21 protein-coding genes are annotated in these 22,592 nt (G+C 56.9%); 3 read left to right on the top strand and 18 right to left on the bottom strand.

Annotation, left to right across the window (positions count from 1 at the left end):
- Positions 1-5: 5 nt before the first annotated feature.
- From pabC to E0L35_RS09095, 8 genes are all read right to left on the bottom strand, one after another.
- The gene (gene pabC / locus E0L35_RS09130; protein ID WP_138800095.1) at positions 6-818 is read right to left on the bottom strand and encodes an aminodeoxychorismate lyase; all 813 of its coding nucleotides are present in this window, start codon (positions 816-818) and stop codon (positions 6-8) included.
- Between the two features lie 6 nt (positions 819-824).
- Positions 825-2,063 (bottom strand): beta-ketoacyl-ACP synthase II, encoded by a 1,239-nt coding sequence (gene fabF, locus E0L35_RS09125; protein WP_022523874.1) that lies wholly within the window; start codon positions 2,061-2,063, stop codon positions 825-827.
- A gap of 192 nt (positions 2,064-2,255) precedes the next feature.
- Entirely contained in the window at positions 2,256-2,489 is a 234-nt protein-coding gene (gene acpP, locus E0L35_RS09120) for an acyl carrier protein (RefSeq protein ID WP_008956801.1), read from the bottom strand.
- A 124-nt stretch (positions 2,490-2,613) separates the two neighbouring features.
- Complete coding sequence (fabG, locus tag E0L35_RS09115; protein ID WP_009286414.1) at positions 2,614-3,357, bottom strand: 3-oxoacyl-ACP reductase FabG; 744 nt, start codon at positions 3,355-3,357, stop codon at positions 2,614-2,616.
- A gap of 58 nt (positions 3,358-3,415) precedes the next feature.
- Positions 3,416-4,375: an ACP S-malonyltransferase gene (fabD, locus tag E0L35_RS09110; protein ID WP_138800094.1), complete on the bottom strand. Its 960-nt coding sequence runs from the start codon at positions 4,373-4,375 to the stop codon at positions 3,416-3,418.
- A gap of 113 nt (positions 4,376-4,488) precedes the next feature.
- On the bottom strand, positions 4,489-5,538 hold the full coding sequence (gene plsX, locus E0L35_RS09105; protein ID WP_138800093.1) for a phosphate acyltransferase PlsX: 1,050 nt from the start codon (positions 5,536-5,538) through the stop codon (positions 4,489-4,491).
- 43 nt (positions 5,539-5,581) lie between these two features.
- Complete coding sequence (rpmF, locus tag E0L35_RS09100) at positions 5,582-5,752, bottom strand: 50S ribosomal protein L32 (RefSeq protein ID WP_138800092.1); 171 nt, start codon at positions 5,750-5,752, stop codon at positions 5,582-5,584.
- Positions 5,753-5,788: 36 nt separating this feature from the next.
- Positions 5,789-6,319: a YceD family protein gene (locus tag E0L35_RS09095; protein ID WP_041158158.1), complete on the bottom strand. Its 531-nt coding sequence runs from the start codon at positions 6,317-6,319 to the stop codon at positions 5,789-5,791.
- A 202-nt stretch (positions 6,320-6,521) separates the two neighbouring features.
- Between E0L35_RS09095 and E0L35_RS09090 the strand changes: the two genes are divergently transcribed.
- Positions 6,522-7,163 (top strand): nucleoside triphosphate pyrophosphatase, encoded by a 642-nt coding sequence (locus E0L35_RS09090; protein ID WP_171051135.1) that lies wholly within the window; start codon positions 6,522-6,524, stop codon positions 7,161-7,163.
- A gap of 22 nt (positions 7,164-7,185) precedes the next feature.
- Here the strand turns inward: E0L35_RS09090 and sppA are convergent, their stop codons facing one another.
- The 3 genes from sppA to E0L35_RS09075 are packed head-to-tail and all read right to left on the bottom strand — an operon-like array spanning position 7,186 to position 9,941.
- Entirely contained in the window at positions 7,186-8,307 is a 1,122-nt protein-coding gene (gene sppA / locus E0L35_RS09085) for a signal peptide peptidase SppA (RefSeq protein ID WP_138800091.1), read from the bottom strand.
- 9 nt (positions 8,308-8,316) lie between these two features.
- On the bottom strand, positions 8,317-8,961 hold the full coding sequence (locus tag E0L35_RS09080; protein WP_138800090.1) for an HAD-IA family hydrolase: 645 nt from the start codon (positions 8,959-8,961) through the stop codon (positions 8,317-8,319).
- A gap of 38 nt (positions 8,962-8,999) precedes the next feature.
- A complete protein-coding gene (locus tag E0L35_RS09075; protein WP_071692872.1) occupies positions 9,000-9,941 on the bottom strand; it encodes an RluA family pseudouridine synthase in 942 nt (313 codons plus the stop codon).
- Between the two features lie 707 nt (positions 9,942-10,648).
- On the opposite strand from E0L35_RS09075, the gene rne reads away from it, so the two are divergent.
- Positions 10,649-14,095, top strand: a complete 3,447-nt coding sequence (rne, locus tag E0L35_RS09070; RefSeq protein WP_138800089.1) for a ribonuclease E — start codon at positions 10,649-10,651, stop codon at positions 14,093-14,095.
- Positions 14,096-14,186: 91 nt separating this feature from the next.
- Here rne and murB read toward each other — a convergent pair whose 3' ends face one another.
- The 7 genes from murB to E0L35_RS09035 all read right to left on the bottom strand — a co-directional run bounded on the left by murB (position 14,187) and on the right by E0L35_RS09035 (position 21,935).
- Entirely contained in the window at positions 14,187-15,197 is a 1,011-nt protein-coding gene (gene murB / locus E0L35_RS09065) for a UDP-N-acetylmuramate dehydrogenase (protein WP_138800088.1), read from the bottom strand.
- A gap of 25 nt (positions 15,198-15,222) precedes the next feature.
- Positions 15,223-15,687 (bottom strand): low molecular weight protein-tyrosine-phosphatase, encoded by a 465-nt coding sequence (locus E0L35_RS09060; protein WP_138800087.1) that lies wholly within the window; start codon positions 15,685-15,687, stop codon positions 15,223-15,225.
- A gap of 74 nt (positions 15,688-15,761) precedes the next feature.
- A complete protein-coding gene (kdsB, locus tag E0L35_RS09055) occupies positions 15,762-16,550 on the bottom strand; it encodes a 3-deoxy-manno-octulosonate cytidylyltransferase (protein ID WP_138800086.1) in 789 nt (262 codons plus the stop codon).
- Positions 16,550-16,783, bottom strand: a complete 234-nt coding sequence (locus tag E0L35_RS09050) for a Trm112 family protein (protein ID WP_022523886.1) — start codon at positions 16,781-16,783, stop codon at positions 16,550-16,552. The genes kdsB and E0L35_RS09050 overlap by 1 nt, the downstream gene beginning before the upstream one ends.
- Before the next feature lie 13 nt (positions 16,784-16,796).
- The gene (gene lpxK / locus E0L35_RS09045) at positions 16,797-17,825 is read right to left on the bottom strand and encodes a tetraacyldisaccharide 4'-kinase (protein WP_022523887.1); all 1,029 of its coding nucleotides are present in this window, start codon (positions 17,823-17,825) and stop codon (positions 16,797-16,799) included.
- Between the two features lie 38 nt (positions 17,826-17,863).
- Positions 17,864-19,600 carry a lipid A export permease/ATP-binding protein MsbA gene (gene msbA / locus E0L35_RS09040; protein WP_022523888.1) on the bottom strand — a complete coding sequence of 579 codons (1,737 nt, stop codon included), beginning with the start codon at positions 19,598-19,600 and terminating at the stop codon, positions 17,864-17,866.
- A gap of 55 nt (positions 19,601-19,655) precedes the next feature.
- Positions 19,656-21,935 (bottom strand): DNA internalization-related competence protein ComEC/Rec2, encoded by a 2,280-nt coding sequence (locus E0L35_RS09035; protein ID WP_138800085.1) that lies wholly within the window; start codon positions 21,933-21,935, stop codon positions 19,656-19,658.
- A 95-nt stretch (positions 21,936-22,030) separates the two neighbouring features.
- On the opposite strand from E0L35_RS09035, the gene E0L35_RS09030 reads away from it, so the two are divergent.
- Positions 22,031-22,588 (top strand): DUF2062 domain-containing protein, encoded by a 558-nt coding sequence (locus E0L35_RS09030; RefSeq protein WP_009286403.1) that lies wholly within the window; start codon positions 22,031-22,033, stop codon positions 22,586-22,588.
- Positions 22,589-22,592: the final 4 nt, after the last annotated feature.

The raw sequence follows: 22,592 nt of genomic DNA, 5'->3' as shown, positions 1-22,592 counted from the left end.
GGCGTTTAAACAACGCCCAATAGCTGATGTGCCAAACGCTGGAACGGGTCAGGCTGACTCAGAGGCCAGCGTTGCAGCAGTGAACCATCCGCGGCAAGCAAGGTGGTAACAGGCCATACACCCTGAACAGAGTTGGCCACCCATAGCCGCTCGACATCAACAAGTTGATGAAGCGTCAGCGACGCCTGAGCGGCGGCACCTTGGTCAAGCAATGCAGCACGCAACGTGCCAGCCACGCCGCACTGGTCAAGCAGAGGCGTTAACACTTCCCCCGCCTGTTGCCAAAAAACATTCATACTGGTGGCTTCTACCACAAGGCCTTCACTGTCGGCGAGCAATCCTTCGGCAATAGTGGCATCGCCCCACTCTTGGCGGGCCAGTACGTTTTCCAGTCGATTGAGGTGCTTGATACCCGCCAACCGAGGCTGACGGGCCAGCCGCAAATCGCAAAGCCGCACTGTCACGCCTTCCTGCCAGCGCTTAACCGACGGTTGAAACGGCGTTCGACGACTGAGCAGCCGCGGCGTGATCTGATCGGGCTGGGCATAGCCACGCCCGCCGCTGCCTCGGGTCAGTATCAGCTTAAGCACTTCGAACTCAGCAGTGGGATCGCCTTGCCAAGTGGCGTCAAGGGCCTCCTGGCAAGGTAACGGTAGCCCCAGGCGATGACAGCCTTGTGCCAGACGCTCCCTGTGATAGCGCCATAGCACCGGCTTTCCCGTACGCAATAGCACCGTTTCAAACAGACCATCACCATACGCCAGCCCACGATCATCAAACGGCACAGATTGATCATCACATAACGTAGGCGTCAGCATCGCTAACTACACCTTCTTAAATAGCAGCGAGCCGTTGGTACCACCAAAACCGAAGGAATTTGAAAGCGCCATATCAATGCGCATATCCCTCGCAGTATGCGGCACATAGTCCAGATTGCAGCCTTCCTGCGGGTTATCCAGATTAATCGTGGGCGGCGCGACCTGATCACGAATAGCCAGAATACTAAACACCGCCTCTACCGCACCGGCGGCGCCCAACAGGTGGCCAATCATCGATTTGGTGGAGCTCACTGCCACGCTGCTTGCAGCGCCACCCAAGACGTTCTCAATGGCACGACTTTCGGCCAGATCGCCTGCCGCAGTGGAGGTACCATGGGCGTTGATGTAGTGAACCGAAGAAACGTCAACCTGGGCATCTTTAATCGCATTGCGCATGGAGAGCGCTGCGCCACGTCCATCTTCCGGCGGTGAAGTCATGTGATAAGCATCATCGCTCATACCAAAGCCCACCAGCTCGGCGTAGATATTGGCACCCCGCGCCTTGGCGTGCTCATACTCCTCAAGCACCAGCACACCGGCACCATCGGATAACACGAAACCATCACGGTCGGTATCCCAAGGGCGGCTTGCCGCTTGTGGATCGTCATTACGCGTAGAGAGCGCGCGAGCCGCAGAAAAACCACCCAGGCCCAGCGGCGTGGTGGCCATTTCAGCCCCACCACAGATCATCACGTCCGCATCGCCATAGGCGATGGTGCGTGCGCTATAACCAATATTATGAGTACCGGTGGTGCAGGCAGTCGTAATGGCAATGTTCGGGCCTCTGAAGCCGTGCTGAATCGCCATATTGCCCGAAATCATATTGATGATAGAGCCCGGCACGAAGAATGGCGATATCTTGCGAGCGCCACCTTTGTTGAGTGCGTTGTGGTTATGCTCAATCATGGGTAGGCCACCAATGCCTGAGCCGATAGCCACACCGATGCGATCGGCATTCTCTTCGGTGCACTCAATCCCCGAATCTTCTACCGCTTGGGCGCCCGCCGCCATGCCGTACTGAATAAACAGATCCATCTTGCGGGCATCTTTAGGATTCAGATACGGGCTAATATCAAAGTTTTTGATCGATCCACCAAAACGAGTGTTAAAACCGCTGGTGTCGAAATGCTCAATAGGCGTAATACCGCTTTTACCGGCCACAATGTTGGCCCACGACTCATCAACGCTATTACCCACTGGGGTCACCAGGCCTAACCCAGTTACCACTACCCTTTTCCGTGCCATCAGCTTTCCTCCAGGCATCCATGGTGACGCGACCCACTTGGGTCATTTGCTGCTTAAATTTGGTCAACAGTATAACGGAGATTGAACGTTATAAGCATTGTGGCAGCAAAGCAAAAAAGCCGTCCTGGAAAAGGACGGCTTTTAAGGCGGGTGGCTAGCACCCCACCCTGGTTCGATGCATCGACGCAGCCCTTACTGGTGGGCGTTCACGTAATCGATGGCTTCTTGAACCGTGGTGATCTTCTCAGCTTCTTCATCGGGAATTTCAGTATCGAATTCCTCTTCCAAAGCCATGACCAGCTCAACGGTGTCGAGCGAATCAGCACCCAAGTCTTCTGTAAAAGAAGAGCTGTTTTGGATGTCTTCTTCTTTAACGTTCAGGCGCTCTGCTACAACTTTCTTAACGCGCTCTTCAATAGTACTCATTAACGTACTCCAGTCGTTCACATTAGCCGTTTTTGATAACCAGCTATTTGGAAACCGCAAGCCAAAAGCTGCGGGGTAGTTTATAGACGCCCTTGGGTAGACGCAACCGCCAAGCCCAAGGCCATCAACGCATATTCATGCCGCCATTCACGTGAAGCGTCTCGCCAGTGATGTAACCGGCTGCATCACTGGTCAAAAAACCCACTGCTGCGGCGATCTCTTCCGGCGCCCCTAAACGGGCCAGCGGAATTTGCTTAAGCAGCATTTCGTGCTGTGCTTCAGGTAGCGCTTCGGTCATATCAGTCGCAATAAAGCCCGGTGCCACTGCGTTAACCGTAATCGCACGAGAGGAGACCTCACGCGCTAATGCGCGGCTAAAACCTTCCATACCGGCCTTAGCTGCAGCATAGTTAGTTTGGCCCAGGTTGCCCATGGTTGCCACTACAGAACTAATCGACACAATACGCCCAAACCGCGCCTTGGTCATACCCCGTAAACACGCCTTGCTAACACGATAGACAGATTTCAGATTGGTATCCATGACGGAATCCCACTCATCTTCTTTCATGCGCATCAGCAGATTATCACGCGTGATACCCGCGTTGTTGACCAAAATAGTCGGCGCACCAAAGCGCTCAGTAATCGTTTTCAATACGCTATCGATACTGGCCTGGTCGGTCACGTTAAGACATAGACCTGCCCCTTCAATGCCGTGCTCTTTCAAATCGGCATCAATTTTTTCAGCGCCAGACTCACTGGTCGCGGTGCCAATGACGATACGGCCCTGGCGACCTAGCTCGCGAGCAATGGCCTGACCAATACCACGACTCGCCCCTGTTACCAGGGCAACTCTACTCTCTTGTGTCATAACGTTCTGCCTCTAACCGTGTAATCAAGCAAGGATAGTGGATTGCAATCTCTCTTGGTCACGCCTTATCAGCCAAGGTTTCACGCGCCAGCTCAAGCGCGGCTTCCAGACTGTCAGGATCATTCACCGCCAATCCCTTGCTACCCTTCACGATACGCTTATTGAGGCCAGTCAACACCTTCCCTGGCCCGCACTCAATGAACACCTCCACGCCTTGATCCGCCATGGCTTCAACACAGGCGCTCCAACGCACCGGCTGATAGAGCTGCTCGACTAGCCGCGTGCTCAATGTCGCGGTATCGGCATGGGCCTGGGCATCGACGTTTTGGATGACACTGTAGCGCGGCGCCCGCAGCTCGATAGTTTGTATCGCCTCTGCCAGGCGCTCGGCCGCAGGGCGCATCAATGCACAGTGCGAAGGCACGGAAACCGGCAATGCCATGGCACGCCTGGCACCGGCCTCCTGGCAAGCAATAATAGCTCGCTCAACGGCTACTTTAGAGCCCGCTATCACCACTTGCCCTGGGGAATTGTAGTTGACCGCTGAAACAACGTCGCCCTGGGCAGCCTTTTCACAGGCGGCTTCAACCGCATCGTCTGCCAAGCCCAGGATCGCCGCCATGCCGCCTTCGCCAGCAGGCACTGCCGCCTGCATGGCTTCTCCGCGCAGACGTACCAAGTTGACGCCTTCGGCAAAGCTCATGACGCCTGCGCACACCATAGCGCTGTATTCGCCCAGGCTATGGCCCGCCATAACCGTCGGCCGCGGCCCTTCCAGCTCTTGCCACACACGCCAAATGGCGACGCTGGCAGAAAGCAGCGCAGGCTGGGTACAAGCGGTTGCATTAAGCGACTCTTCGGGGCCTTCTTGGACGACTTTCCACAAATCGTAGCCCAAAGCATCCGACGCTTCCTCAAATGTCGTTCCCACCACACTATAGCGCTCGGCAAGCTCTCGCAGCATTCCAAGCTGCTGAGAGCCTTGCCCGGGAAAAATGAGGGCAAGGGGTTGAGACATGTCGTTCACCTTTGCTCTTGTAGGCATTTGCTCATATGAGCGATAGGCGAGGTTATTGGCACATCCTGATGCCACCTATAAACCCGCAAAAAAGTTAAATCGTTATTATCTGATCATGGCTGGCCTGTGCCATCGTTTTCACTTGATGGCGCTTGCCAGCGGCCTGCGATCCGCGCAGGTAAGTTATGTTCTACTTCCTGCAGGGCGCGATGAATAGCGTAGTAAAACCCATCGGCATGAGTACTGCCGTGACTTTTCACTACGATACCGCGCACCCCCAATAAACTGGCCCCGTTGTAGCGCACGGGATCAAGCTCTTGCTTTAAGCGCTTTAACACAGGCTTGGCCAGTAGGCTTGCCAAACGACCACTTAGGCGCGACTCAAACGCCATCTGCACGCGTTCAACCAACATACTCGTCAAACCTTCGCTCGCCTTGAGGACAGCGTTGCCCACAAAGCCATCACACACCACCACATCAAGCTGGCCTTTAAACAGGTCGCCACCCTCAGCATAGCCTTGATAGTCGAAACCACTACCACTGGCATACTCACGCAGCAGACGATCAGCCTCACGTACGCTCACACTCCCCTTGGTGGCTTCAGCGCCAACGTTGAGTAGCGCCACGCGCGGCACCGCAGTGCCATCGATACACTGCGACATCGCCGCCCCCATCAGTGCAAAATCGACCAGTCGATGGGCAGGGGAATCCACGTTGGCGCCTAAGTCCAGCAAATAGCAGCGGCGCCCTTGGCGGGCTGGGATCGCGGTACTGATTGCCGGACGAGAAATCCCCTCGACCATCCCCAGTTCGCGCCTTGCCAAGGCAACAAGCGCTGCCGTATTGCCTGCGCTTACACCAGCCACAGCTTCACCCTGGGCGACGCACTGCAGCATGCGCGCCATGCTCGTTGCCTCGCCTCTGCGCAACGCCCAGGCCGCTGTTGCCCCCGGCATTACGCTATCGGGCGAATCACGCGCCACCAAACGTGACGTTGCCGCAGCCAGAGGCTGCGGCAAGCGCGAAAGCTCAGCAATAATCTGCTGACGCGGGCCAAACAGAACCAGCTCAAGACCGGGGTGTTCCAGCACCGCCCTTGCGGAGCCTGCGATAATCGCATGAGGGCCTTGGTCACCCCCCATCACATCAATCGCTAAGCGCATACCGCACTGAGTCCGTTTAACCGCTTAGTAATGCAGTTGAGGCTTATACCTCAACCATTTTACGACCACGGTAGAAACCGTCTGGAGAAACGTGGTGACGCAGGTGAGTCGTACCGGTTTCTTTGTCCTGAGACAGCGTCGGAGCGGTCAGCGCATCGTGGCTGCGACGCATGCCGCGCTTGGAACGAGTTTTACGGTTCTGTTGAACTGCCATGGGGGTTTACTCCAAGGTATTTAAGGTAAAGGGTGCTTATTTTTTGCCTTTCAAGACATTCAGCACCGCGAAAGGGTTCGTCGCTGGCGCTGTATCTGACGCCGCGCCTTCTGTTTTGCTGACCAGCTGCTCCGCCGAGACATGACATTCGGCTTCATCGTGATAGACCACCTGGGGCAGGCTGAGAATCAATTCATCCTCAACTACCGTCAGAAGATCCAGCTGTTCCTTTTCCACCAGCACCGGTTCATGACTAGCAGGCAACTCGGCCGCCAAGGCTTCATCAGTGACCATTCCAAGCAGAAAGTCACTACTCACCTCTTGAGGCAGCGGCACTAGGCAGCGTCGGCAGGCAAGCGCCAACGTCGCTTGCAAGTGGCCACGAATTTCACGACGGCCTTGAGCATCGACACCAAACTCAAGCACGACATGACAGTCGCCGGTTTGGTCACCCGCTTCTTCGGCAAGACGTGGCAGCTTATCCAGCGCTACCAAGCCTTCGATTCGTTCGTGGCGGGCTGCGAGCTTATAAGGCTCCACCCGACTGGGGAGTTGTGAGGTCAACATAGGCGCGCAATGATAGGCACTCCCCCTGCTGGTGTCAAAGCTGTCGGTGTATTTCTTCATCGCTTCCTCAATAAATAACCAACATAGGCCTCAATAAACAGCCGACATGGGCACAATTCGCAGCTTTCGCTACACTCTACTGCTTTGCCGTCCCACTAGCGCAACCACATTAGCCAGGAGTTATACTGTGACCTCACCCGCCATGACCGAGCCATCAAGCACTCAGTCATCAACTGCGCAGTCCTTAAGTACAGAAAATACAGAGCTAGTGCTTGCCTCAAGCTCACGCTGGCGGCGTGAGCTGCTGGATCGCCTACAACTCCCCTACCGGTGCCATTCACCGGATATTGATGAAACGCCGCATAATGGCGAAACACCACACGCACTGGTACATCGCCTAGCACTTAGCAAAGCCAACGCCGTGTCGGCTCACTTCCCCCACCACTGCATTATAGGCTCCGACCAGGTTGCGGTATTTGAAGGCGATATTCTTGGCAAACCACATACCACAGAAAAGGCCTGCGCTAACCTTGCCCGCTTTTCTGGCCAGCGCGTCACCTTCCTGACCGGTTTAGCGCTACTGGATACTCGCCACCAGCGCCATCAAGTCCATGTCGAGCCCTTCGAGGTCGTGTTTCGCACTCTTAGCACGCAGGAGATCGAAAACTATGTGGCCAAAGAGCAGCCCTTAGATAGCGCTGGCAGCTTTCGTATGGAAGGCCTTGGCATTGCGCTGTTTGAAAGACTGGAAGGCCGTGACCCCAACGCGCTGATTGGGCTACCGCTGATCGCGCTCTGCGACATGTTGCGCCAAGCGGGCTTGGATCCGCTTGGCGCGCCCTAGGGCCCAGGACGTGAATTGGCGATCAGAAACGAAGCGGGGTGTTAGGCGCCCTAATACCTAGCACTTCAGCGGCAACCTCGGTAAAACGCCGAGTAAAGCGCTCAAATGGATCAAGACTCGGCGTATAGTCCACCCAGTCGATGTTACCTACTTGATCGCGAGACAGCTGTTCGAGGCTACCCAACTGATCGACCAACCCTAGCTCGATGCTCTGCTCGCCACTCCAGATCAGGCCTGAGAAAATATCCGAGCTATCACTGAGCCGTTCGCCGCGACCCGCGCGGACGTCATCGATAAATTGGCGATGGGTTTGGCTCAGCACACCTTGCCAAAACGTCTCTGCATCATCGTCCAGCGGCTGGAATGGATCTAAGAAGGCCTTATTCTCTCCTGCCGTAAGCACGCGGCGCTCAACGCCAAGGCGCTCTATCGCCTCCTCAAAGCCAAAACCAGCGTAAATCACACCAATCGAGCCCACTAAGCTCACCGGCGAGGCAATAATCTCATCTGCTGCTGCAGCAATGTAATAAGCGCCGCTGGCACCGATATCCTCAATCACCGCGATAATCGGCTTATCACCCTGCTCGCGCAGGCGCATGATTTCCGCATAGATACGCTGAGACTGAACGGGGCTACCACCGGGACTATTAATGTGCAGCACCACGGCTGCAGCGCTTTCCGATTCCCAGGCACGATTCAAGCCTTGGATGATACGCTCCGCATTGGCTGGCGTGTCGCTTGCAATCACCCCATCAACCTTAACAATACCCAAGTGACGCTGGGTGGGCGTTGCGACACTCGGCGAGTCCCAAAACAGGCTATAAAGCGCGGCAGACAGCGCGACCAATACCACAGCGAGAAACATCAGACGGAAAAACAGCTTCCAGCGGCGTGTACGCCGTTGCTCGGTCAAGACACCGCCTATCCAGTGATCCATCATTTCCAGCTGCGCTAATCGCTGGCGTTCGCGCAGGGTTTCGGCATCATCACCTGGCGCCCCAGGGGGCTGCTTAGCCCCCTTACCAGGCGGAACCTCGGCCCCTTCAGTCCAAGGATCTTCCTTGAACTCGTTGAGCTGGTCGCTATTAACCGGGCCATCATGACCCTCTTGTGCACCCTCTTGGCGGGTTGGATCGTCACTCATAAAATGTCCTTATAACCGATCAAAAAGCTCGTCTACGCTATGGGCAATCCACTTGGGTTCGCTCATTGCCAGGCGCTCAGGCGCATGCACCCCATAGCTTACCCCCACCCGATCCATGCCCATCGCCCTAGCCATTTCCATATCATACTCAGTATCGCCGACCATCACCGCCCGCTCGACCGGCACCGCAAGCTCAGCCAGTAACTCTGAAAGCATCTGCGGGTGCGGTTTAGAGCGGGTTTCATCCGCGGTACGGCTGGCATGAAACCACGCGCCGCTGCCGGTCTCAGTAAAAATACGGTCAAGCCCGCGACGGCTTTTACCTGTTGCGACCGCTAAACGCTGCTGCTCATGCCCGCGCAAACGGGCGATATGTGCTTCGACACCGCCAAAAAACGCCATCGGCGTGGCGTCGGCCTGCACAAAGTGGTGCGCATAACGTTCGCGAAGCCGCTCTGCCTGGGCAGGTAAAATACCTGGACAAAGCTGGGCAATTGCCTCGGGCAGCCCCAGGCCAATAATATCTTCCACCTCAGCCGCTGTAAGCGCCCCCCACTCAGCCTCTAAAGCAGCCGCCTGCATACATGACACAATCCGCGGCACCGAGTCCATCAAGGTGCCGTCCCAATCAAATATAATTAACTCATACTGCATAGCAGCTCCCTGTAAAAGGCAACGCGGTGAAAAAGAAGTTATTGACGGGCGCGCTTGAGCGTTTCTTCCAGAGCTTCTGGCAGCGGCGCCTTGACGGTAACCGGGCGGCCGTTAGTGGGCTCAGGAAAGGTCAGCGCTCGCGCATGAAGGAACAGACGCCCCAGCCCTAACTGCTTGGTGAGCAGACCACTTTCACGGGTAGCGTACTTATCGTCACCTAATAACGCATGGCCTGCGTGGGCGGCATGTACCCGAATCTGGTGGGTACGGCCCGTGACCGGCTCAGCCTCTATAAGGGTTACTTTTTCGAAGGTTTCGACCACTGAAAAGTGGGTGCGCGACACTTTCCCGTTAGGATCTACCCTTACCCTCCGCTCGCCGTTACCGGCATCAAAGCGGTCTAACCGAGCACTCTCATAGGTTTTCCGCGCTGGCCAGCGCCCACTGACCAGGGCCAGGTAACGCTTATCCATGCCATGCTTTTTCAGTGACTCGTTCAGCGTCACCAGCGCATCCCTAGACTTGGCCAACAGCAAACAGCCGGACGTATCGCGATCCAGGCGGTGAACCAGTTCCAGAAAGCTTAGGTCATCGCGCACCTGGCGCAGCGCTTCTATTAAACCAATTTTAACCCCGCTGCCGCCATGCACCGCCAAACCAGAGGGTTTGTTAAGCACCATCCAATCGGGGCCTTCCATAATAACGCTGCCTACCAGGAGGTCGCGCAAATTATCACTGACTTCCTTCACCGCTTCGCGAGGCGCCAAACGCAGCGGCGGAACGCGTACTAAATCGCCGGCCTGCAAACGGTAATCCACCTTCACGCGCTTTTTATTAACGCGCACTTCGCCTTTACGCACGATGCGGTAAATAAGCGCGCGAGGCGCCCCTTTAAGCCGCGTCATGAGAAAATTATCAATTCGCTGCCCTGCTTGCTCCGGGGCGATATCCACCCACTGCACTTCACGCCCTTCGGACATTACTGCTTACTCCTGCTTAAAAACGGCATTCTAGCGTAGACCCAAGGGCATTGCGTCAATTGCTGGTCGTAGTCTTTACTGTTATATTCGAAATCGTTCACCAGCTAAGCGCAGAAAGCTGTCTTGTCTAGCGCTAGTGACTAGCTGTTCGATAGCTAATTGATTAAATTTGTTAGCAGAGAGCATCACCGCTGAGCTTGGTTAATGCGCCTGCCCGACTAACACGCAGGCCTGAACGCAAAAACGGCACCAGTGTACGCATTGCCCGTTTTCCAGTATTAAAACTGATCTTAAAAATGCAGTAACTCTGCCGCCCGTTTTTTATGCCGGCAGAGGAAAATAAGCCTTGCCCTCAACGGCAGGCAGCAACGAAACAACGCCACGTCCTGAGCAGCTCCGCCTTATTCGTCACAAGGCGATGACTGTCTCCGGGCGAAAAGTTCAACGCTGTGCCGGTGGCCGGCGTTGGTGAATCGATGAATGCCAGGTGTTGGCGGTGTCAGCAGGGCCGGATGGACGTGACAGCCACCGGAACACGTCCTGCCTCCGCCACGTACTCAACGCCCTATCGGCCGGGTTGGCGATGATGCCTTCCCGGCTTGACGCGTCAGCATTGCAATGCGCCGAGCACAAGCACGCAGCACCCAGCGATTCGCCTACGTCACCCAATAGGCAGTTCGCCGGCACGCAACGCTATGCGAGACACTATGAAACGGATGCTTATCAATGCGACCCAGCCCGAAGAGCTGCGTGTCGCTTTAGTTGATGGACAACGCCTATACGATTTAGATATCGAATCCGGCGCAAGAGAACAGAAAAAAGCCAATATCTATCGCGGTAAAATCACCCGCGTAGAACCCTCCCTGGAAGCTGCCTTCGTTGACTACGGCGCCGACCGTCACGGCTTTTTGCCCCTCAAGGAGATCTCTCGCGAGTACTTTGTCAAAGACGTTTCCGGACGTCCGAGCATTAAAGAAGTGCTTAAAGAAGGCCAAGAGGTCATCGTCCAGGTCGATAAAGAGGAGCGTGGCAACAAAGGTGCCGCGCTAACCACCTTTGTCAGCCTGGCTGGTCGCTTTTTGGTATTGATGCCCAATAACCCGCGTGCAGGTGGCATTTCTCGCCGTATCGAAGGCGACGAGCGCAGTCAGCTCAAAGACGCCATGGGTCAGTTGACCGTGCCGGATAAAATGGGCCTGATCGTGCGCACTGCAGGCATTGGTCGCAATCCGGAAGAGCTCCAGTGGGACTTGGACTACTTGGTTCAGGTGTGGGAATCGATCACCACTGAAGCTGCCAAGCGCCCTGCCCCGTTCCTGATCTACCGTGAATCCAACGTCATCATTCGCGCCATGCGCGACTACCTACGCCAGGACATCGGCGAAGTATTGATCGACAGCCCCGAGATTCACGCCGAAGCGCTGAGCTTTATTCGCCAGGTAATGCCCTCGTATCAACAGAAGATCAAGCTCTACGCGGACGAAGTACCGCTATTCTCGCGCTTCCAGATCGAATCACAAATCGAAACCGCCTATCAGCGCGAAGTGAAGCTGCCTTCTGGCGGCTCGATTGTGATCGATCACACCGAAGCGCTAGTCTCCATCGATATCAACTCCGCCCGCGCCACCCGCGGCAGCGATATCGAAGAGACCGCCCTACAGACCAACTCTGAAGCCGCCGATGAAATCGCCCGCCAACTGCGCTTGCGTGATATCGGCGGTTTAGTGGTGATCGACTTTATCGACATGGGGCCTGCGCGCAACCAGCGTGAAGTTGAAAACCGCATGCGCGATGCCCTCAAGCTGGATCGCGCACGGGTACAGATTGGGCGTATTTCACGCTTTGGTCTGATGGAAATGTCCCGCCAGCGCCTGCGTCCCTCACTGGGGGAAACCAGCGGCGTGGTCTGCCCGCGCTGTAATGGCCAGGGCACCATTCGCGATGTTCGCTCGCTCTCCCTCTCTATCATGCGCCTGATTGAAGAAGAGGCGATGAAAGAGAATAGCGCGCAGATTCGCGCCATTCTACCGGTACCCGTGGCGACTTACCTGCTCAATGAAAAACGCAGCGTGTTGGCAGATCTTGAGTCTCGCCAGAATGTTCGTGTGGTACTGCTGCCCAATCCTGATATGGATACGCCCCACTACGACGTGCAGCGGCTGCGTGATGACCACCTGGACGAGGATGACACTCAAAGCCTATCGAGCTTTGAGCTCTCCACCGACACCGAAGTAGGCAAAGAGCCGACACCCAGCTTCGTGCCGCCCGCTCAACGCGCCGAAGCCGCCGTCAAGAGTGTCACCCACAACGCTCCCGCCCCGGCATCGCTGCAAACGGAAGAGAAGGCGCCCGCTGCAGCTCCAGCGGCCAAAGCAGCACCGGTGACCAGCGAGCAACCCAGCGTTATTGGGCGCTTTATCCGCGGCTTCGCCAAACTGCTCGGTAGCGACGAAAGCAATACCGAAGCCACGCCAGAGCCCAAGGTTGAAACACCGGCTCCGCGCAAGCCAAGCGAGCGCAAAACCAATCAGCGCAGCAGCGAGTCGCGGCAAAAATCGTCGCGTGGCGACAACGCCAGCCGTAACGAGTCGCGCAGCGATAATAGCGCCCGCCCTGAGCCAAAAGCTGAACAAAAAGCCGAGCAGCGCAGCAGCACACCGCGTCCTGCCAGTGACGACAATAGCGATAAGAGGAGCGGCCCCAGCCGTACCCGCAACCGCCGTCGCCACCCTCAGCAGGACGATGCTAACGGTCAAGAATCAGCCAAAGCACCTCGTAAAGAGAACCAGGCTGATAGCTCTTCCAAAGACAGCCCTAGCAAAGACAGCTCCACGAAAGAGGGCTCTAAAGAGAGCACCAGCGGCAAAAGTGCAGCGCAGAAAGAGTCGCGTCGTGATGGTGGTGACAAAAACCGCGACAGCCAGCGCGATGCAACGGCCAAGAGCTCAGAGTCCAAGAACTTAGAGACCAAGCAGGATGACGGCAAGCCGAAGCGTACGCGTAACAACCCGCGTAACCGCACGCGCACCCAGGCGATCAACCCCCAGGCAGAAGCTGAGCAGTTAAAACTGCAGGCCGAGGCTCAGAATGAAGCGTCAGCAGTAACACCAGAGCCGGCCGAAGCCCCTGCGGCAGAAGAACAGGCACAGGCGGCTAAAGCAGCGACAAATGACACAACGATTGCACTAGGATCGGACTCGGACGTCACCGCTCAGCCAGAAGCGGCAGCAGCCGATGCGCCTGAGTCCGACGCCGAGCAAGCGGACGACGCAACGACCGCCGACCGCCCCGTGGCAGAAAACGCTAAAGCGCGCAAGTCGACGCACCAGCGCCGCCAACCTAAAGCGGCTTCACCGGCGGAGCAAACGTCAACTGCCAGCACCGTTGAGCAGGATGAGGCCGCCGCCAAGCCAAGCGAACCGGAGGCCACAGCCAGCGAAGAGCCGTCAGCGCCATCTGAGGTGACCTCAGCAACGGCCAAAGCCAACGCCGAACCAGCTGAAAGTAAGAAAACCGCCGATAGTCAGCAGCCCAGTGCTAGCGAACAGGCAGCGCCTGAAGCCGTCGAACCGCCTGCGACCAACGCCGTTGATCCAGCCGCAACTATTGAAGAGGCGGCCTCCCCGGCACCTTTCAATATTGCGGGTACGGATCAAAGCAGCGACGAGCATCAGCCCGAAGCGCCAGCTAGCACCCAAACTCGCCAGGAAGCGGCAAACCCAGATGTTGCTGAGAGTACTTCTGAGAACGCTTCTGAGAGTGTCGCCGCAGCCCCTTCAACTGAAGAGCCTGCCAACAGCGAGCCAAAGCAAGACAGCGCAGAAAAAGGTGATGAGCCTAAGAGCGTTAAAGACACAAACGCTGAAGACCGAGTCGCTGAAGAAAGGAGCATTGAAGAGAGTAGCGCTGAACCGAATAGTTCTGAAGACAGTCCTGAAAAGAGCAGCGACGAACTAGCAGCGACTGAAACGCCTGTGACTGCTCCCCCTGCAACTGAAGCAGACGCTCAGCCCACTCAACCGGTCACCAGTGAAGCACCCGCTGAAGCCGCAGTAACTGAAGAAGCGCCTAAACCCCGCCGCCGTCGCACACGGGCCCACAATGACCCGCGTGAGAAGCGCAAACAGGCGCAGCAAGACACACGCTCCGAATAGATCGGTTCGCGCGTATTGTAGTAACAAAAATCCCCGCTTCGGCGGGGATTTTTGCGTTATGTGCACCTTAGAGACAGGGCCTAGAGATTAACTAACAGGGATTAATTAACCGCGGCTCGGGCTCTAAACGCACCCCAAAGCGTGCCTCGACCTGGTCCGCGATATAGCTAGCTGTTTTCATTAGCCCCTGACGATCACCGCCGCCAAAGTGCACCAGCACCAGCGCTTGATGCTGGTGTACTCCGAAGGCACCATCACGCATCCCTTTCAAGCCACACTGGTCGATTAACCACCCCGCCGCCAGCTTTGTTTGCCCTCCTTCCTGGGGGAAATGGGGCATAGCAGGATACTGCTGCAACAACTGCGCTGCCAGCACATCAGCTACCAGCGGATTTTTGAAGAAGCTCCCCGCATTGGCCAGCACCTGTGGGTCGGGCAGCTTCTCGCGTCGAATACCACATACCGCTTCGGCTACCGCGAGCGGTGTGGGAGGGCTTGCTAAGCGTGCGGCGAGATCGCCATACCCTAGCCGGGGCGCTGGCGTGCGTGACAAACGCAAGACTAACTGAGTGATCACAATGCTACCTGCCAACTCGCCTTTAAAAATACTCTCACGGTAACCAAAGGCGCACTCTTGCGCGCTTAGCCAATTTACCCGCCCGGTGGCAAGCTCCATTACCTGCACCGCTTGCAGCGTATCGGCAAGCTCAACACCGTAGGCGCCAATGTTCTGCACTGGCGCAGCACCACAACTGCCAGGGATCAGCGCCAGATTTTCAATGCCCCACAGGCCGCGTGCAGCAGTCGCCATCACCAACGTATGCCAATTAACTCCCGCCCCTACATGGGCAAGCACATGCCCTTGACGCTGACTGAGCCAGTGTTGTTGCAAATCAGGCCGCACCACCAAACCTGGTAGTGCCTCGGGAAGCAGAACATTGCTGCCGCCACCGAGCAGCGTGACGGGCCAGCCTTCATGGCGTGCCTCTGCTAGTGTTTGGCGTAGAGCTGTTAATGTCTTTGGTGACGCGAAGCGCTCTGCTTGGCAGGGGAGCCTAAGTGTATTAGCGGCGGACAAATCCACATTGCTGAGAATATTCATCTGTGCAGCCACACCATTAGCCCCATTACAGCTCTCGCTTAAGGTGTCGAATCAGCCCTTCTGATGCAGCTTCAATCATATCCAGAGCCTTCTCAAATCCCTCATCACCGCCAAAATAGGGGTCTGGGACTTCAGCACCGGGGGTACCAGCAAAATCTAAAAACAGCCCAACATGCGCTTGGCTATTAGCAGGCTTCAGCTCGCGTATGGCGCGTAAATTGTCCTGATCCATGCCTAACACGTAGTCGAATTGGGTAAAATCGTGCTCGCTTAGCTGACGGGCACGCAGGTCGCTTATATCGATACCGCGCAGTAGTGCTGCCTGCTGCGCGCGGGCGTCTGGCGCTTTGCCCAAATGCCAACTGCCGACGCCGCAGGAGTCTATCTCGACCTCATCGGCCAACCCTGCTCGCTCAAGAGCACGACGAAAAACACCTTCGGCGGTCGGTGAACGGCAAATATTGCCTAAACATACAAATAATACTTTCACGATAGCTCCTTAAAAACTGAGCTGCCCAAGCAAGCGCCCGCCCCTGCGCTAAGCCGGCAACGCCCGAACCCGCGCTAGGCCAGCAGCGCCCGAATCCGCGCTAGATCCTCGGCCGTATCAACACCGGCAGGGTTTACTTCGCAGGCCAGCGCCACTTGAATAGCGTGACCATTCTGCAGCGCACGCAGTTGCTCGAGCTGTTCAAGCTGTTCGAGGCTTGAGGCTGGCCAGTCTCGGTAGGCAGCTAGAAAACCGGCACGATACGCATAGAGACCGATATGGCGCAGCCAGGCATCGGTTGCCAGCATGGTCGGTGGCGTTTTGAACTGCTCACGATCCCAGGGGATAGGGGCCCGTGAGAAATACAGCGCGCGGCCTTGTAGCGTTCGCACCACCTTGACCACGTTGGGATTAAACAGCGTGTCCACGTCATTGATAGGCTCCGCCAACGTGGCTATCGACGCTCCGGGATCGTCGGCTAGGCGCAGAGCCACCTGGTCGATCAGCGCGGGAGGAATCAGCGGCTCATCGCCCTGCACATTCACCAGCAGCGCATCATCCGTCAATGCCAATATACCAGCCACCTCGGCTAATCGGTCGGTGCCCGAGGGGTGATCGTCGCGGGTCATGATCACTTCGGCGCCGTAAGGCAGCATGGCATCACGAATACGGCTATCGTCTGTTGCCACGACCACTCGGCTGGCGTGGCTTTGGCAAGCACGGCGCCATACGTGAGCGACCATCGGTTCCCCGGCAATATCAAGCAGTGGCTTGCCGGGCAGCCGGGTAGAGCCGTAGCGAGCAGGTACGACGACGGTAAAATCAGGCACCTTGAAATCAACCATGTCATCAAAGACAGCCATTAAGCGTCTCCTAAACGCTCTTGGGAACGTCCTGGAGAGCGTCCTGGAGAAGTAGGCAGCTTTTCATCAGCATCCATCACGCGAGCCTCTTCCGGCAACATCACCGGAATCCCCTCTTTGATCGGATAGGCAAGGCCATCGTAGTGGCAGCGCAGCTCTTGAGCATCGCGATCATACTTCAGCTTACCGTTACACAACGGGCAGACCAGCATTGCCAGCAGTTCCTTATCCATGCGCTTATCTCCTTTAGGAAAGTGCCGACAGCCGCGCTGCCAGCCAGTGCTCAAATTCGGGTGGAAGGGATGCCTCCACATCTAATACCCAACTGTTAGGCGGAGCCAGGGCGTAACACTTAACGGCGTCTTTAGCGGTCATAATCACTGGGCGGGTATCTGCAAAGCTTAGCGCGCCCGCACTAAAGTGCTGGTGGTCGGCCAACGGGTGCCACTCGCCCTCAACACCCAACGCGGAGAGTGTACGAAAAAAGCGCTCGGGATGCCCGATACCTGCCACCGCGTGCACCGGCAGCGTAAACGGCAGCGGCGCAAGCGGAAAACGTGCGCCGTCATCAAGGCGGCGCCAGCGCAGCGGCGCCAGCTGCATAGTAGTGGCTGCTTGCATGATAGACGGAGTAAGCGACAAAGAGGGCGGTGAGTCGCCGTTAATGATCACCGCGTCAACACGCTGCAACCGGCTGGGCGACTCGCGCAGCGGCCCGGCGGGCAGGCAGCGCCCGTTGCCCAATCCACGGTCACCATCCACAACCACCAACTCAATATCTCGATCCAGTGCCAAGTGCTGTAAACCGTCGTCGCTCAAGATAATATCGCAGCCCTTCTCGATCAGTGCCTGAACACCGCGCACGCGATTGGGGTCTGCGGCCACTGGCAGTCCCGTCTGCTGTGCCAGCATCAGCGGCTCATCACCGCTTTCGACAACGTTCGTGTCGGCGGTGACCAGCAGCGGGTAACTGGGCGCTTTTCCGCCATAGCCGCGGCTAACGATACCTGGCGACCAGCCTTGGGCCACCAGCCAGCCAGCTAGCCACGCCACCAGCGGCGATTTACCCGTCCCCCCCAAGGTGATATTGCCTACCACGATAACCGGCACCGGCGCCTTCCAAGTAGCTTTTTGGCCGCTAGAGTATTCCCGCTCCCGCCGCGCCATGGCCCACTGATAAAGCGCCCCTAAAGGCCTCAGCGGCGATAGCCAGCGACTGCCCTGGTAAGCGCCTTGCAGCCAGCGCTCCGCCAGCGTTCTCTTGGCAAAGCTCATAACGATAGGCTCATATCAAAAGGCTCATATCGATAGCCTCATGGCGCTTCTTGAAACTGCAGTTGATGCAGCGCCGCGTAGGCGCCATCGGCATCCAGCAGCGACTGATGCGACCCCTCTTCGATAATGCGCCCCTGATCCATCACCACAATCCGGTCAGCCCGCTCTATGGTAGAGAGGCGGTGGGCGATGACCAGCGTGGTGCGCCCTTCACAGACTCGCTCAAGGGCTTTTTGAATATAGCGCTCGGATTCTGTATCCAACGCAGAAGTGGCCTCATCCAGCACCAGTAGCGGCGCGTCCTTGAAGATCGCCCGGGCAATCGCCAGCCGCTGGCGTTGGCCGCCCGAGAGCATCACGCCATTTTCACCCACGGTGGTGGCATAACCATTGGGGAGCTTATCGATAAACTCATGGGCATAGGCGGCTTCAGCTGCAGCCTGTACAGCCTGGGGGTCAGGATTGGCCACCCCGTAAGCAATATTATCGGCAATCGAGGCGTTAAATAGCGTCACCTGCTGCGACACCAGAGCAATTTGCTGGCGCAGTGGGCCAAGCGCGTATTCATCAACATTAATGCCATCGATAGTAATACGGCCTTGAGTGGGGCAGTAAAAACGCGGCAGCAAGCTGACCAGAGTGGACTTGCCGCTCCCCGAACGCCCGACTATCGCCACCAGTTCGCCCGGTGCTATGCGCAGATTAATATCGTGCAGGACTTCGGGCTGGTCGTCGGCATAGCGGAAGCTAACATGATCGATCACGACATCGCCGTTTAAACGGCTGGCAATATGTTTGCCACTATCCTCTTCAGGGGTCATATCCAGCAATCCGAAAAGCTCTGACGCGGCCGCCAGGCCTTTCTGAATTTCACCGTTAATCTCGGTCAGTTGACGTACCGGCTTGATCATCAGGGCAGCCGCGGTAATAAAGGCCACAAACTCACCAGGCGTCATGTTCTCCATCAGCGAGGGTGCCATGGCCAGCCAGACCAGTAGCGCCATGGAGATGGCCACCAACATCAGAATCACAGGGGAACTGACCGCACGGGTCATGGCTTCTTTCATACTTTGGCGGCGATTCTCTTCACTGACCCGCTCAAAGCGCTGCTTTTCATACGGCTCTGCGCCGTGGGTGCGCACTACCCGATAGCCCGACAGCGCTTCCGAGGCAATATGGGTGACATCGCCCATGGAGTGCTGAATGCGTTTTGAAATGCGTCTAAAGCGCTTGCTGACGTAGCTTACCACCACGGCAATGATCGGCGTCACGCCCAAAAACAGCAGCGTTAGCATCCAGTTAGTCCAGAGTAGATAGAGCACCAAGCCGACGACGAACAGGCCTTCCCGAAGAATAATCGTCACCGCTTTGGTGGCCGCCCCCGCGACTTGCTCAACGTGGTAGGTCACCCGTGATACCAGTTGACCGCTGGAGTGATGGTCAAAAAACCAGCCCGGCAGATGGAGTAGATGGGCAAACACGTCGCAACGCAGGGTATGAATCACGTAGCGGCCCACATAGGCCATGAAGTAGGTGCTTAAAAAAGTACCTAACCCCCGGGCGGAAAACATAATAATTACAAACAGCGGTAGAAAGAACCGAAACGCCGCATCTGGGTTTTGAATGCCATCAATTAATCGCTTCATCATTTCCGCCAGCGCGGTACTCGACGCGGCGTAAACCACAAAGCCCACTATCGCTAGCGCAAAAGCTCGCCAATGCGGCTTCACATAGCCCAACAACCGCTTATAAATACCCCAACCTGAATCAGTCACACGCGCTCCTGGCCATAGTGTGCAATCGGAGAATTCTACCTGATGGCGACGCGCTTCAACACTGGTTGCGTCGCCCTGGCAATGGTCGCGTTGTTTCAACCTGGATGGGCTGGGCCGCTTTTAGCCAAAAACGCAGTGCGCCGTCATGCGCCGTGTTCCATAGACAGCTGCCCTGCTGGCGAAAACGGCGCACGACAGAATCTACCGGATGTTGAAACGCATTACTCCGCCCGGCGCTAAATATCACATGCTCAGGAGCGATGGAACGTACGAACTGGATACCCGAGCTGGTGCCGCTGCCATGGTGCCCTGCCACCAATACACTAACAGGCGGCTCCACCTCTCGCAGAAAGCGACGCTCTACCTCAGTGCTCACATCCCCCGTAATCAGCAGTCTCTGCTCACCAGCGCTCACCTCAAGTACGCAGGAGCGATCGTTGGCAGATAAATCGTTATCACCCGCGGGCGGCCAGAGAATACGGTAACTCACCCCATCACGCTGCCATGTTTGACCACGCTGACAATCAATACCGGAAATTGGCAGCGCCTCACCTGCAGGAGCCATCCACTGTTTGACCCGATGATCGGCTAACAATGCGCTGATACCGCCCGCATGGTCATTATCAGCGTGGCTGACTAACACTTGATCAAACAACTGCCCCGGTGACCAAAGCGCCTCCAGAGGCATAAAACCACTACGAAAGCGAGGGCCGGTGTCGTAGAGCAGGCGATAATGCGCGCTGCGCAGTTCTATCAACTGCCCCTGCCCCACATCATGGACGCTGACTCTGAGCGCATTGGGGGGAATCGATGACGGAAGCGACCACCAGGGCAGCGCAACGATCAGCGCTGAGGCTGCCAGCCGTAAGCTTGGCAGCACGGCAGGTAGCCCCCAGCATAACGACAGTAGCAACAGTGCGAGGGAGAGCGGATACGTTAACGACCGATCAGGTTCCCATAGTGGCCAGTGCTGCACCACCAGCGTCAGCAACAGGTGGAAAACGCTTAGCGCCTGCTCAAACAGCCACCATACCGTCTCTCCCACCATGGGCAGAGGTGACAGCAGCCACCCCAGCAGTGCGGTCGGCACCATCACCGAGCTTACCCAGGGTACGGCGACTAAATTGATCAATGGGGCAGCGGGTGCCACTCGCCCAAAGGCCACCAATACGGCGGCGGCCATTAGCGGGGCTAGCAGCAGTTGCGATCTCACCAGCGCCCAGAACCAGCCCTTTATCCCTTGAGGACGCCGCCGCCCCTGCCAAATAATAATCAGCCACGCCACTGCCACAAACGATAGCCACATCCCTGGGCGCCATAGCGCTAGCGGATCGACAATAAGTACCAGCGCGAGAGCCAGCCACCAGCCCTGCCAAGCCCCCGGCGCATGCCGACCACTCAGCACCCACAGCCCGATCAATGTCATCACCATCGCCCGCATAGCCGGTGGCGCCATCCCGGCAAGGGTGGCGTAACTGACACAAGCTAGCGCTGCTAACCACCACGGCCAGGTGCGCATACGCCAGTTGGTGGGAGTTGCAAACTGAGCGACTGACTTGGCTAGCAGCAGTACAAATGAGGCCACCAGCCCGACATGCAAGCCTGAAATCACCACCAGATGCGTGGTTCCGGTGGCATTCAGCAGCGACCAGTCGTCTTGGGTAAGCTGTTCGCTATCGCCTAACGTCAATGCGGCCAGCCAGCGTTTGGTTCGATCGTCGAGCGGCTGACGGGCTAAAAAATCCAGCGCTAGCTGGCGCAACGAAGGGCCCGCAGAAGAAAGCCGAACCGGCGCTGGCTCCTGGCGCAAGTAGCCGGTGGCGTGGATTCCCTCACGCCACAGCCACTGCTCATAATTGAAGGCATCAGGATTGGCAAAGCCACTTGGGGGACGCAAACGAAGCGTCATTTGCCACTGCTCGCCGGGCCTAAAGCGAACATCGCTATAAGCGGTAATGCGCACCTTGGTGAGCGCGGAACAGCTGGGCCGTTGTGCCAGGCTAGTCGAAGAGCTTTGACACTGATCAACGCTTAACAGCAGGCGCGTGGCATTACCCACCGGTTGGGCGGTCAACACGGTTGCCTCAACAGCAAGATCTTCTCCGCTTAGCCCCGTCGGTAAGCGACTCCCCCACTCTTCTTGTACGCCAGTGAAGACCCAGGCGCCGATCAGCAGCCATATACCAAATCGCGGGCACCGCCCCACTACCAGCAACGCGGCTACCAACACCCAGCCAAACGCATTTGGAGTCACCTCTGCGGTGTGGAAATACCAGGCAAAAATACCTCCTGCAAGTGCTGCAAGCGCCGCGGGCATGGCAACACCTAACCGCATAGAGCCCTCCAGCGAATGTTCATTAATGGCCTAGCATAGCCGAAGAGTGGATCTATATGGATAATGAGCCACATCGATAGGCAAGAGTATCCGCCATGCCGCGCAGATTCCTGCAGCGCTACATGCCCAAACCCGACACTATCAGGAAACAGCGCTCGCTACGCTTTATTGCACCGCTGATTGCAGACCCGGGGTTGTGGCTTCTAACTCGCCGAAGCGTTGCCAATGCGTTTAGCGTGGGCGTGTTTTGCGCGATGCTGCCCATCCCCTTTCAGATGGTCGTTGCCGCGCTAGGCGCGCGCCTAACACGCTGCAATTTAGCCCTCTCGGTAGGCTTGGTATGGATTACTAATCCATTAACGATGCCGCTGATTTTTTACGGCAACTACTGGATTGGCACCTTTATCCTCGGCGCGCCCGTGCGGGAGGCCCCTTCGCGTATTTCAACGCACTGGATCGCCGAACAGATGCACGACATTATGCCGCCACTGATCGTCGGCTCGTTGGTAACAGCGATCATATTAGCCATCGTGGTCAATATTGGCATTCGCTTGATCTGGCGCTGGCACGTCTCCCATAACTGGAAACGCCGCCGCCAGATACGTCGGCAGCGGCGTGCGCAGATAGAAGCAGAATTTGACGATAAGGTTTAATGAT

Origin of the sequence: Halomonas sp. ATBC28 (assembly GCF_005937175.1) — a bacterium.
GTDB classification, from domain to species: Bacteria; Pseudomonadota; Gammaproteobacteria; order Pseudomonadales; family Halomonadaceae; genus Vreelandella; species Vreelandella titanicae.
This window is presented reverse-complemented; position numbering and strand designations above follow the sequence as displayed.